The sequence below is a fragment of the Ferrimicrobium acidiphilum DSM 19497 genome, from assembly GCF_000949255.1.
Classification (GTDB): domain Bacteria; phylum Actinomycetota; class Acidimicrobiia; order Acidimicrobiales; family Acidimicrobiaceae; genus Ferrimicrobium; species Ferrimicrobium acidiphilum.
In genome coordinates, this window is record NZ_JXUW01000011.1 from 65,494 (window position 1) to 78,133 (window position 12,640).

A 12,640-nucleotide genomic window follows, 5' to 3' on the forward strand; every position below is an offset into this window, starting at 1 on the left:
GCGAGGTTTATTCACTGATATCGGGCGAGAATCCCTGCCGTAGTAGATTCTCCGAGATGACCTGCTGGTCGGCGAATTGGATCAGATACGAGGGTCCACCAGCCTTGAAACCTACGCCGGAGTTGCCAAAACCGCCGAATGGATGTCTTCCAGGAACAGCGCCAGTGATGCCTCGATTGACATAGAAGTTCCCCGCCCGTGCTGCATTCGCCACCCGGGCGATCGCCTGAGCGGATCGCGAGAATACCCCCTGTGTCAGGGCATAGATGGTGTCGTTAGCTCGCCAGATGGCGTCATCGAGATCGTCTGCACGCTCCACCGTCAGGACTGGACCAAAGATCTCTTCTCGATACAGAGGCGACTGGCGGTCGGGATTCACGAAGACTGTTGGGGGAATGTAGTAGCCATCGCTATCTGGCAGTGTCCCTTGCTCCAACAGCTCCGAACCCTTCTTCCCCTCTTCGATCATGCGTGTGATCTTGGCGAAGGCAGCATCATCTACCACAGGACCCACCTGGATTGCTGGGTCACGAGGATCACCGACTATCAGCGTGCTGGTGGCGAGTGCGAGACGATCGACGAAGGCATCGAAGATCTGTCGATGGACAATAACCCGCGAACACGCTGAGCACTTCTGACCAGCAAACCCAAATGCAGAGTAGATCACACCGGGTACCGCTTGGTCAAGGTCAGCATCCATATCGACCACTATCGCGTTTTTCCCTCCCATCTCAGCGACAACTCGTTTTAAGGATGTTTGGCCAGGTGCGACGTGGCTGGCGGCCTCGATGATATCAAGCCCAACCGCCCGAGAGCCGGTGAAGGCGATGGTCGAGATCTGTGGGTGGCGTACAAGTTTTGCACCCACGGTCTCCCCTCGACCTGGAACGAGACAGAGCGCACCTGCTGGCAGTCCGGCATGTTCAAATGCACGTACGATATAGCTTGCAGTAATAGGCGTCTGCTCGGCCGGCTTCAGGATCACAGAGTTACCCATTACCAGGGCTGCTGCCGTCATTCCCATTGGGATAGCCAGCGGGAAGTTCCAGGGTGGAATCACTAGAGTGACTCCACGACTGCGATAACGAAGTTGATTGGTCTCGCCAGCTGGAGAGTCGAGTCGTTCGGTGTCGAGTCTCTCCGCCCAGATCGCGTAGTACTCGAGAAAGTCAATCGCCTCTCCGATGTCGTTGTCGGCTTCAAGCCAGGGTTTCCCAGCCTCCATGATCTCAATGGCGTTGATCTCGCTTCTATGGCTGCGCAGATAGGCGGCTGCCTTGCGGAGAATCGTGGCGCGCTCTGGAAGCGAGGCGCTCGACCACTCTGGTTGTGCAGCAAGCGCCGCCGATACTGCCGCCTCCACCTGCTCTTCGTTCGCCTCTTCGATCTGGGCGAGAATCTGAGTTGGGTTAGCTGGATTTAACGAAGTCGACCAGACTCCGCTCTCAGCGAGAGGGCGGCCGATCGAAAGCCGGATTTTGTTGCTGGTATTTAGCGTGGTGGCGACGTTCTCTATCGCCTCCTGTTGGAGCCGCATCTCATGCTGGTGGTGGAACTCGGTCGTCGGCTCATGCTTATATCCGGCGGGATAGCCGGTTGGAGGTTTCGATTCGCGTGTGAGTTTGGGTGGCGCTACCAGGCGAGCGATCGACTGCTTGCCTCCAAAGCGCGCCCTGACGAAGGAGGAGTTTGACGTATTTTCGAGCAGACGGCGCACAAGATAGCTCATGCCGGGTAGCAGTTCGCCTACTGGGGTATAGATCCGCACCGACTGACCCTGAGCGAGCAGTGCTGAGGACATCGGTTCTGCCATCCCAAAGAGCATCTGAATCTCATAGTCATCGGGGGTGAGCCCTAGGCTCCGGGCATAGGCGATCGCGAAGGAGAGCGAGCGCAGATTGTGGGAGCCAAAGGCTGGATGCACCTTCCGATGATTGTCGAGAAGTAGCTTAACGGACTCCTCGTAGCTGATATCGCTCTCGGCCTTATCTGTGAAGACTGGAGGGGTGTGCGACTCCGACGATGCCTGGGCGAACTCTGTGTCCCAGTATGCACCCTTGACAAGGCGTATCCACAGCCGTGGATTGTCGGACTCGTAGCCTTCGAGACGAGCTAGCAGTGACTTGAGCTCGGTAACATGTCGACGTAGATACGCCTGCAGCACAAGTCCGAGTTGGAGATCAGCGAAGTTCGGGTCGTTCACCAGTCGGTTGAAGATCTCAAGCGTCAACTCATAGGTGTCATAATGCTCCATATCGAGGAAGATCAAGCTACCGGCATCTTGCGCTGACTTTAGGAGTGGAGTGATGCGTTCGATGACTTCGTCGATAGCGACTCGACGCTGCAACGGTCCGTAATGAGGAGTGAGTGCGCTCGGCTTGACGCTGATGCTGATCTTGGGTCCAGTGAGCTTGGTGTTGATCGCAAGAAATGGAGCAGAGGTGGCGAGCCGTTCGTGGATGTCGGTAAGGCGCTTGATGTACCTGTCGCTCTCAGGGTAGGTGATGATCTTCTCACCAAGCAGGTCGACCGTGGTCAGATAGCCTTGCTGGGCCATCTGACCCACCTTGCGAGCGATCTCATCGAGCTCAGTTCCAAGGATAAATTGATTAGCCATCTCGATGATGTTGTTTCGAGTTAGCGACGTCAATACTGAGCGGCCGATACCGAGTTTCGATGCGAGTGACTGGCTTGCCGCCATCCATTTTGGAGCTCTAGGATCGAGGTATTCGAGCACATGTGCAGTAATCTGCTCCGGCCCCTCCAGGGAAGGGAAGACATCCACAAGTCGAAACAGGTCAGCGCGAAAGACAGGATCTTTCAGTGCTTGTTTCATAACCAACGAGGCGAATCCTTTGAGCTGGTAGACCCCACTCGGGCCGTCGTAGGCACTAATGGCCGCTGCGATCTCTTGGATTGCTGGCTCCAGTGAACCGCTGTGTACTGACTCCAAACTCATCACCTCATACTACCCTTAAAGCGTTCTCTCGGTTCGAGAATCAGTGGTAGTCGGTGTGTCTTGGGTCAAGGTGTCCTAGAGGTGAGGTGGCGGGTCATGGAGACGCTTGAGGCGAGGATGCGAGATGGTGTTCGGCTTGTGTTGGATCGGTTTGATCCAGTCGGTCCTAGTCTCACGGCGTCGGTGATCTTGCTGCATGGGCTCTCGTCGAATGCACAACTGTGGTGGCCTGTCGCTCGCTTGCTCTCAGAACAGGGAGTTTGCAGCTATACCGTCGATCAAAGGGGCCACGGTCGTTCGGGCGGCGCGGGTTCTCCGATGGGTATCGCCGAGAGCGCAGATGATCTTCTAACTGTTGTGAAGTCTATCTCGCCCAGCGAACCACTAGCGGTCGTTGGCCAGTCGTGGGGTGCCTCGGTAGCGCTCCATTACGGAGCAGTCGCCGCCGATAAGCCAGAGGTCAGGCCGTACGTGGTAGGTCTAGTCGATGGTGGATTTCAAGCCATGGGGCGCGCCTTCCCATCCAGGGAGGATGCGCTCAAAGAGTTGCGTCCTGCAGAGATTGACGGGCGACCGATCGAGGAGTTGGACGCTTTTTTTCGACGGCGGTACGAGGACTGGGATCCAGAGATCCTACTCGCCGCCCGAGCCGGCTTTCACGTCGACTCTGCGGGGCTAGCCTATCGGCGCTTGGCGGTCAGCGACCATATGGTCATTTTGAGCGATCTCCTAGATTACGAGCCACATATCGATGCTGGGCGGCTTCGCTCCAAACTACTACTGATCCCGGCGCTTGCAGGGAGTCCAGAGGCGGATGAGGCCAAGACTGAGGCCGCGGGCAGACTGCTCGCCGAGGCTCCAAACCAAGGCTGGCTCCGCCCAATCATGGGCGATCACGATCTTCATGCCCAGTATCCAGAACGTATTGCAGAGATTATCTTCGAGTCGCTTTCGGCCTAGATTCGGTGGTTGCCAACCAGGGCCGGTGGTCCGAAGCTGGCGCCCTGGCGGAGTCCGAACAGTGAGTGGTGTGTACGACGCGTGGGTGAGAGTGGTGGCTTGTGATCGTTCACCGCAAGGGATGGAGATCGGACCAGAGCCTATGTTGTGTCTTTCGCATCAGTGCACAGTCTCTAATTTCATTGATGTTTATCCGCTAGCAAAAGCGGCATCGATGAGATTTCGTTTCCAATCCCCGGATGCTCCAAAGAGAGGTTAGCCCGACTGTGACAGGGCGTGGTTTTGCGTCGCTCCTTCGCTAGGCGCAACTTCTCGGCTTCACCGGGTTTAAGACCCCAGCGAGCTTCAAACCTTGCGTCAAGGCGTTGGAGGACGGTCTGCCTGCTGGCGTATGGATATTGCAACCCATGCGAACGTCGCATGGATATAGTGCGCGACCCATTGGTGTCAGCATTCAGACGCTTGTGGCAGAATCCGCAGACAAAGTGCGGACCCTTGCGGTTTTGTTTAGAGACAAACCAACACCCCGAGCACTCACGACTCGTATGGGCGGGATTGACCTCGTGTATCTCAATGCCCTGTGTCTCGGACATCGACTTGAGCCTTTCTTTGACGGCTGCTCTTCCGGCTCTGATGAGTATGCGGTTCATCTTCTTGGATAAGTCGCCATTCCGAAAGTCAAGAGTCTCGACGGTGATCGACTTTATCCCATATCGCTTGACTAGTCGGTTGAGGATTCGTCCAACCTCGTTGCGCACATACTCGCGAATTCTCTGGTTGAACTTACGATAGCGGGCATTCGTCTTGGGTTTGATCCCCCGACGCTGTAGTTCGACGGTGAGCTTGGTCAGTTGAACATCTACTTTGCGCAACCACGGATAGAACTGTCTTCCTAGCTGATCTCCAAGGTCGCTAGCGAACATGGAGTTGAGGCCCCAGTCAAGACTGATATCCTCGCCAATCAGAACAGGCGCGGCCCTGTTGGATCGCTTGACCAGTGTGACCTTGAGCGCTCCATCACGAGACACCGTAACCTGTGCGAAGTTCGACAGCTCGCCAGGTGCATCATTGAAGAACTGGTTTTTCTTTAGTGGAATCCATACAGGATGCCCTGCATCCAGCGTTGAGACACGAACCCATAGTTCGTACATGCTGCCTTGTGTCGGTGTGACCTGAGCCACTGTTCCATCAAGTGCCATCGTCCTTGATCGCCATAGTTGAGGAACGTGTACACGGTGACGACGAACGTGCTTCATTATGGCCCTGAGGAGGGATAGTGTCTCTGGTGGCGCAGATCGGCGTTCACCGGAGCCGGTTCTGACGTCATCTGGATAGATCCACACAGGGACCGTGGCTTCCTTGGCATAATGCGCATTGCACGCATTGAGCCACCATAGGTCAGCCTTTGTCTCATCGGGCAGTTCCGAGTGGGCGATGATCTGGCGAATCTCCTGTTTGGACAACTCTAGCCATGAGTCAAGTCCTGCCACTACCTGATTCTGAACGGATCGCTTATATCGCTCGGATAGTTTGGTCTCGAACTCGCCAGGGTCTCTTCGACTCCAGAACCCAGCACCATCTTGGACAAATGCCTGCATCTGATTGGCCTGGATGATCTTGGCGGCCTTCTGATACTCGGGCAGTACGGCGGCTACCCGCGCGACCTTGCCAACATTTGCCTTGTGTTGGAGCCGATAGGCACGAACAACTGGCGGTTTCTTCTTTCGCTTCTCTTGATCGAAGTGGTGGTATTCTCGATGGTCTTGGTCACGTCGGATCATCTGCCATATCCACCGGAGCTGTCATCGCCAGCTTGACCCGATTGGTTCTATGCTTGGCAGAACGCAAACCATACATACGGACCGCGAAGCTATAGACGATAGCCATGAAGTCCGCCATGAGATCGGAGGTATCGTCCTGTGCAGGATTGGCAACATCGATCTTCTTACCCTGCGCTTGGAGAAGCACCTCGAACCATCCAAACCCGACTCGGCTGAGGCGGTCTTTGTGTTCAACGACCAACGTTCCCCATTCAGGATTGGCAAGCAGCTTGGTCAGGCGTGGACGCTTGTCATTCACGCCTGACGCGATCTCTTTGACTACCGCTACAACCTGATAGCCACGAGCGTTGGCATAAGCCACAAGCCTGTCCGCCTGTCGATCCAAATCATCCTTTTGCGGGTGCGAAGATACTCTCGTGTACACCGCAGCCATTGGTAAAAGCATCGACTCCGGTTCAGGAACATAGATATGACCAGACGGATCGAAGGTGGCTCCCGGTATCCGGCCATTATGGAAACGATCCCACGCCGCTCTATATCCAATACCTTCTCTCTTGGCATATGTCGATAACTTCACAATATCGGGATACTCCATCATGGAACTGGGAACAATATATCATCTACATTATTCAATGATTCTTGGGACTTGTTATTAACACCTTGAACGCAACCGAGACAATCCAGGCTGGAACTCTTGGCAGTCATTCAAGCCGTTAACCTTCGACTTTGCGGTCTTTGGGGCCTGTAAGCGATGCGCCAACTCGGGTGGTCGGCCGAACACCACTGGCAAACTGCGTGAGGATTGATAGACGCTATTGGCTATCGATGTGGTGGGCTTTGGATGATCGCTGACTAGCCGAGGATTGAGAGTGAGAAAAAGTCACCTTGCTGATCTGTGAAAGGTTCGGTATAGACCATACCTGGCCCCAAAGAGTTGACCACCCGTGCGCAGTCGCTGACAAAATGGTCGCTGCCGGCGATGAATACGGCGGTGCCAGCCAGCGAAGGAGTGATGGTTTCAAGGATCTCCGGGATGCGGCCATGGTGATGTGGTTCGGCGGTGCAGGTTTTGCCATGATCGTGACGCGTGTAGCTGACCTGGAGCTCAAAGTTTGGGTAGCGTCGTTTGAGGTATTCGAGCTGCCCTAGCGGATAGACATCTGCTGGCGTGCGCACCGAGAACACAAGAGTGACCGGATGTGCAAAACCTCGTCGAAGCGCAGCCTCGGTGAGTGACATGATCGGGGCGAGGCCGGATCCACCGGCTAACAATAGAACCGGCGTGGCGATCGCAGGGTCACCGATGAAGGATCCGTAGGGCCCGTTTACCATCAGAGTCTCGCCGATTGCTACGCTGTCGGTGAGCCAGCTGCTGGTCTGGCCGAAGGGTTCGCGAGTGATGTAGAAGGTCAGTTCGCCGTCTGGGCGCGGAGCGTTCGCCATCGAATAGTTGCGCAGAGGATGCTCCGGTGGTGCTCCAAGTTGCATATGTTGACCGGGCCAGAATCGCAGCGACTCACCAATTGGGCGAAGGCGTAACTCGATGATGGAGGGAGTGCGCTCTATGCGTTCTACCACGACATAGGCGATCTGTTCGCGAGGCGGGAATAGCGTTGGCTTTGCATCCTCAGTTCCCCATTCGATCTCGAGATACTCCGATAGCGGTTTGGCCATGCACATTGCACCATAACCCTGCTCGCGATCCTCCTTTGACAGCGCCATGTCCAAGACGAACCCTTGGTCGAAGGAGCCAGACCGGACTTTAACTTTACACTCGCCGCAGGTTCCGGCCCGACAGTTGTTTGGCAGTGCCCAGCCCTCCGCCTCGAGGGCGGCCAGGACGGTCATGCCATCGGGGCAGGGAACCTCATTGCCTGACGGATAGAGCCTTATTACTGACACTGGAACTCCTCAAAACACTCAACACACGTTAGGCCCCTCGCTACTTGGCGTCAGCTTCGCAGTCTATGTCTTATGACATCATGTCCCCTGATGTCACCATCGATGAGATGAGAGCCTGTGCTATTATTGTAATCAGCCGACCGAATGGTCGGTAGATGTGTGAAAGGGGAGAGCGGTGACGCAGGCGCACGACGGACTTGGCGGATCGATGGAGTTTCCTCCGCCGATTGAGCAGCCGAACATTTTTCCGCTGTCGTGGGAATCCCATACGGCGAAGCTCGAAGAGATTTGGGCCTCGGCGCAAAAGGAATACTGGGATCCAGCACGGCTCCCGTGGGACAGCTTGCGACCTGAGCAGATGTCCCCGACAGAGCGCGAGGCGGTTGCCTATTGGTTTTCGCTCTTATCTGTGTTCGATGCATCGGCTCCACCGGTGTTTGCGACAGCCTTAGTCCATGCGTATGAGATTCATGAGGAGGATCCGGTTCGACGAGCGTTCTTCTCGATCACCCGCGATGAGCAGAACCATGAGATCGTCTGCGGTAAGGCGATCTCACTCCTGACGCCTGGTGCCCCGCTTGACTATGAACCCCAGTCTGAATTGGGACGTAGAGCAAAGCGCAATGTTGAGTGGCTGTACCATAACGGGGCTCGCTATTGGAATGGTTACAAGAAGGCGGTTCCGCGCTACTCGATGGCCGTGCTTTTTAGCTCCTTCCTGATGGGAGAGGTCGCCTCGGCTACCCTGTTTCAATACATGTTCAACCACACTACTATTCCTGTCTTCAAGGAGGCTTTCCGAGCGATTGGCCGAGACGAGGGTCGACATATGGCGATCTGCCTCTCTCTAATGGAGCGTGATTACCCAAAGATCTCAGACGAGGATCGTTCGATTGTAACCAAACAGATTCGAGCTGGCTATGTCTTTCTTTCAGGTGTCCTATTTGAGCCCCCGTCTGATTTCTGGGACCTTCCGGAAGATTTTATTTCGACACAGCGTGAGATAGAAGAGGTGGCTCGTGCAGCAGGGCTGGGTGTCGCCACCTACGATGAGAAGCTGGAGAATTGGCGCCAAGCGATGCTAAACGTCAAGGGAGTGCTGGAGCGATATGACATTCCGTTCCCAGCTATCCCTGAGGTTGGAATCTCTGGAGAGGAAGTCACGGACGTAAATTGGGACGAGATCATTCCAGTCTTTTAGACCGAGATCAGGACATCCGCATTGGGATAGTTGGTGGAGGGACCATGGGTTCGTCCATCGCCTCCCAGGTGCTGATGTCTGGATTGAGGGTCACTGTTGTCGAGGCTAAGTCAGACGCGGCACGACGTGCGCAAGATCGCATCGTCGCCACCATCGACCGTGCTCGCCAGAACGGTTTCACCGATATTGCCAAGGAGGTCATAGAGGAGCGGCTCTCTGTCGTGACCGACTATGCGCAACTCGACGGGTCGTCTATTGTGATCGAGAGTGTGCCAGAGATCGTCGAGCTAAAGCGTGAGGTCATCAGCCGAGTTCGACGAGCGGTAGGTCATGGTGTACCGATCGGATCTAACACCTCGTCGATCGCTATCGGGAGTCTGCAAGAGGGGCTGCCTGGAGCCGAGAGTATCGGTGGACTTCATTTCTTCAACCCAGTGCCAGCCTCTGCGTTGATTGAGATTGTGGTAGGACCACTCACAGGTTTGGCCATCGTTGATCTCTTTCAAGACTTTGCCAGGTCGCTCGACAAGGAGGCGATCGTCGTCAACGATGCTCCGGGATTCGCCACCTCGAGGCTGGGTGTCGCACTAGGGCTTGAGGCTATCCGGATGCTGGAGGATAAGGTTGCGAGCGCTGCTGATATAGATCAGGCGATGGTACTCGGCTATAGGCACCCAATTGGTCCACTGCGACTCACCGATTTGGTTGGTCTCGACGTCCGGCTGGCGATTGCCCGATACCTCGAACGGATGCTTGGTGAAAGATTCACGCCGCCGAAACTTCTGATCTCGATGGTAGAGGCTGGTCGCCTTGGGAAGAAGTCTGGAGAGGGTTTCTTTGTCTGGTGATTCTAACAACGAGGCGACCGCGACGCCTGTTTCATCGTCTCAGGCCGCGCAGGTCCAGCCTCTGGTGCTTGTAACCGAGAGCGAGGGGGTGCTTAGTCTCGGCCTCAACCGGCCAGACAAACGCAATGCACTCTCGCTCGCGCTGGTGGACCAGCTTCGCCAGGCGATTGAGACGCGTCGGAATCGACCTGCAGTCTTGTTGTTGACATCGACCACACCAGGAATATTTATTGCTGGTGCGGATATCGGTGAGCTTCATGATCGTGGTGAAGAGGAGGCGTTCCAGGCGATCAACGTCGAACTTTTCAACGCCATTGCGCGCTGGCGCTGGCCAACCATAGCCGTCATCGATGGACCAGCCTTCGGGGGCGGGTTAGAGTGCGCGCTCGCGTGTGACCTGCGTGTCGCCTCGCCGAAGGCTCGATTTGCCCAGCCTGAGCTTGGGCTTGGCATCCTGGCGGGAGCAGGAGGGAACTGGCGTCTACCCGAACTCGTTGGCCAGGGGATCGCTCGCAGGATGTTATACCTCGGCGAGGTCCTGGACGCCTCAACTGGGTACTCGGTCGGTCTCATTGATGGACTATTCGAGGATCCCCTCACAGCTGCGATTGCCTGGACGAACGTCATTCGTTCGAAACCGTGGCGGGCGCTAGAGATTACGAAGTTAGCGTTGGCGACGGGGGAGCACGCCTCAACCCGGGTAGTGGACATTTTAGGACAGGCGATCCTCTTCGAATCCGAGGAGAAGCGAGCCCGCATGCAGAGGTTTGGACGGCCCCTTGCGCCCGATCCAGGTTTCTGAAGCCGAGTCATTGATAGATGCTGAAAGGTGGGAATGATGCGCGAGTTTGCACTGTCTGAGCGATATCCGATCCTGTACAAGGGTTATGGCGAGATCTCTGTCGGAGACAGACAGGCCACTCGAGGCAGAACCATCACCGATGGCGATATCACCAGCTGGTGCGCGCTGACCGGCGATTGGTTCTACCTGCATACTGATGCAGAGGCCGCCAAGGCGTCGGTATTTCAGCAGGTTGTCGCCCCTGGTATCATGGTTTTTGCGATGGCAACTGGCCTCGCAGTTCCCGCAGACTCGACTGCTATCATCGCCAACTACGGCTCTGACTCTATCCGCTATCCACACCCAACGTTTGTCGGTGATACGATTCACCTCGAGGCGGAGGTGGTCGCAAAAGACGACAAGGGGGACGATCGTGGTGTGGTATCGCTGCGTTGGCAGGTGATCAACCAGAACGGAGTCCTCGTCTGCACCAGCGTGTTGAAGGTGCTCGTAGCTCGAGAGGTTCCCGCTTATGGCGTTTGAGCGTAGCCTGCCCTTGGATCTAACCACCGATGAGCCGGTAGCCTTCGGGGTCGACGTTGACCTCGCCGAGTTGTGGCTCAACCGGCCAGCTAGGTTGAATGCTAGCTCCGATGAGATGGTGCGGGCGATCGATTTAGCACTAGATGCAATCGCTGAACGCTCCCCACGTGTTCTAGTCGTTGGCGGAGTGGGGCGAGCCTTCTGTGCTGGGCGTGACCTCTCCGATGCTCACCCGGAGGATGAGGATGCCGAGGCGATACTCGCCGACGTCTATAACCCACTGATACTGCGGTTAGCGAGTCTGGATGTGATCACCGTGGCTGCGGTACATGGGGCCGTCCTCGGCACTGGGCTTGGGTTCGCGCTGGCATGTGATTTAGTCATCGCCGCGAGCTCTAGCCGGTGGGGATCACCGTTTGCGCGAATAGGTGCGGTCCTAGACTCCGGTGGTCATTACTTTTTCCGGCGGCTGGGGCACCAGCGTGCTATGGATCTGATCCTGCTTGGAGAGCTAATCGATGGGAGTGATGCATTCAAGTATGGGCTCGTCTCTCGGGTCGTGGACGAAGAGCATTTTGAGGAGGAGGTCGAGCTATATGTCCAACGAGTTGCTCACGGACCAACACAAGCCTTTCTAGCCTCCAAGCGAATCCTGAACCGGGAACGGATTCCCGCACTCGCCGAGGTGCTGGCGATGGAGGCCGAGGCCCAAGGTGGCTGTGCGAGGACTTTGGACTACGCGACAGGCCTCCGTTCCTTCGTTGAACACCAAGAACCTCGTTTCGAAGGACTCTAGCCGGTGGTGGATTCAGCGGCTGATGAGCGCCGACAGGAGATCGCAAGCTTGGCGGTGAGTCGATTCGCGCTACGTGGCTTTGACGGCACGTCGATGAATGATCTCGCCCGACATGTGGGGCTTTCGAAGGCGGGAATTTATCACTACTTTCCGAGCAAGGAGGCGATCCTTTTTGAGGCACTCCTCGGGTATTCAGAGCGACTCCTGGTGACGGTGCTAGACGCCGTTGATGGGGGAGGCGAGCCATCTGAGCGGCTTGGGCGAGTTGTAGAGGCGATACTTTACCTCTATCAAGACGCTGACGCCTATCATCAAGCTCAGATCAACGACTTAGCTCGACTGTCAGAGTCTGAGCAGGAGGTTATCCGTAACAACGAACGCCAGGTTGACGCTCTCATGTTTGTCAAGTCGAGAGAGTAAGTCGTTTGAATGTTAGCGGGCCTCGATGGAGAAACCTAGGCAGCCACCTTGTGATTGACCAAAACGTGATACACCTCTCTGGCAACATAGCGCTTCAAGCACCTCATTACTTCTCGTTTTGAGAGGCCCTCCGCCAAACGACGGGTCACGTAGGCCTGGGTTCGTTCGTCCATTCGGATGCGGGAAAGAACTACGATGTGTAACGCGGAATTCGCCTGACGGTTTCCCCCACGATTGAGTCGGTGACGGTTGGTCTTACCCGAGGATGCAGGGATGGGACAAGCTCCACACATCATCGCAAAGCTGGCTTCTGAACCGAGACGCTCTGGATTGTCACCCGCGGCCACCAAGAACTCACCAGCACTATCTACTCCCATGCCGGGAAGTTCGAGCAGTGGTCCTGCTAACTCCTTCACCAGCTTCTCGATGAGTTCATCGAGATCTGCGAT

General features: G+C 56.0%; 12 protein-coding genes. 7 read left to right on the forward strand and 5 right to left on the reverse strand.

Going from position 1 to position 12,640, the window contains the following annotated elements; genetic code table 11:
* Nucleotides 1–7 precede the first annotated feature (7 nt).
* Complete coding sequence (locus FEAC_RS06960) at nt 8–2,953, reverse strand: proline dehydrogenase family protein (protein ID WP_160290346.1); 2,946 nt, start codon at nt 2,951–2,953, stop codon at nt 8–10.
* An 87-nt stretch (nt 2,954–3,040) separates the two neighbouring features.
* Here FEAC_RS06960 and FEAC_RS06965 point away from each other — a divergent pair, with 87 nt between their 5' ends.
* A complete protein-coding gene (locus FEAC_RS06965; protein ID WP_156099320.1) occupies nt 3,041–3,919 on the forward strand; it encodes an alpha/beta hydrolase in 879 nt (292 codons plus the stop codon).
* A gap of 179 nt (nt 3,920–4,098) precedes the next feature.
* On the opposite strand, the gene FEAC_RS06970 is transcribed toward FEAC_RS06965, so the two are convergent.
* From FEAC_RS06970 to FEAC_RS06980, 3 genes are all read right to left on the reverse strand, one after another.
* On the reverse strand, nt 4,099–5,700 hold the full coding sequence (locus FEAC_RS06970) for a zinc ribbon domain-containing protein (RefSeq protein ID WP_035391367.1): 1,602 nt from the start codon (nt 5,698–5,700) through the stop codon (nt 4,099–4,101).
* Nucleotides 5,687–6,277: an IS607 family transposase gene (locus tag FEAC_RS06975; protein WP_035391365.1), complete on the reverse strand. Its 591-nt coding sequence runs from the start codon at nt 6,275–6,277 to the stop codon at nt 5,687–5,689. Before FEAC_RS06975 ends, FEAC_RS06970 begins: the two co-directional genes overlap by 14 nt.
* A gap of 275 nt (nt 6,278–6,552) precedes the next feature.
* A complete protein-coding gene (locus FEAC_RS06980) occupies nt 6,553–7,602 on the reverse strand; it encodes a 2Fe-2S iron-sulfur cluster-binding protein (protein ID WP_035391363.1) in 1,050 nt (349 codons plus the stop codon).
* Between the two features lie 208 nt (nt 7,603–7,810).
* Here FEAC_RS06980 and FEAC_RS06985 point away from each other — a divergent pair, with 208 nt between their 5' ends.
* Genes FEAC_RS06985 through FEAC_RS07010 form a run of 6 tightly spaced genes read left to right on the forward strand, consistent with a single transcriptional unit; the run spans nt 7,811 to nt 12,191 of the window.
* A complete protein-coding gene (locus FEAC_RS06985) occupies nt 7,811–8,803 on the forward strand; it encodes a diiron oxygenase (protein ID WP_035391382.1) in 993 nt (330 codons plus the stop codon).
* Nucleotides 8,776–9,651, forward strand: coding sequence for a 3-hydroxyacyl-CoA dehydrogenase family protein (locus FEAC_RS06990; protein WP_081901241.1), 876 nt, complete (start codon nt 8,776–8,778; stop codon nt 9,649–9,651). The genes FEAC_RS06985 and FEAC_RS06990 overlap by 28 nt, the downstream gene beginning before the upstream one ends.
* Nucleotides 9,641–10,453, forward strand: coding sequence for an enoyl-CoA hydratase/isomerase family protein (locus tag FEAC_RS06995; protein WP_052565943.1), 813 nt, complete (start codon nt 9,641–9,643; stop codon nt 10,451–10,453). The genes FEAC_RS06990 and FEAC_RS06995 overlap by 11 nt, the downstream gene beginning before the upstream one ends.
* 36 nt (nt 10,454–10,489) lie before the next feature.
* On the forward strand, nt 10,490–10,975 hold the full coding sequence (locus FEAC_RS07000; protein WP_052565945.1) for a MaoC family dehydratase: 486 nt from the start codon (nt 10,490–10,492) through the stop codon (nt 10,973–10,975).
* Nucleotides 10,965–11,771, forward strand: a complete 807-nt coding sequence (locus FEAC_RS07005) for an enoyl-CoA hydratase/isomerase family protein (protein ID WP_052565947.1) — start codon at nt 10,965–10,967, stop codon at nt 11,769–11,771. Before FEAC_RS07000 ends, FEAC_RS07005 begins: the two co-directional genes overlap by 11 nt.
* A 3-nt stretch (nt 11,772–11,774) precedes the next feature.
* Nucleotides 11,775–12,191, forward strand: a complete 417-nt coding sequence (locus FEAC_RS07010) for a TetR/AcrR family transcriptional regulator (protein ID WP_052565949.1) — start codon at nt 11,775–11,777, stop codon at nt 12,189–12,191.
* A gap of 35 nt (nt 12,192–12,226) precedes the next feature.
* Here the strand turns inward: FEAC_RS07010 and FEAC_RS07015 are convergent.
* The coding region (locus FEAC_RS07015) for a transposase (RefSeq protein WP_160290347.1) at nt 12,227–12,640 on the reverse strand (414 nt) is incomplete at its 5' end.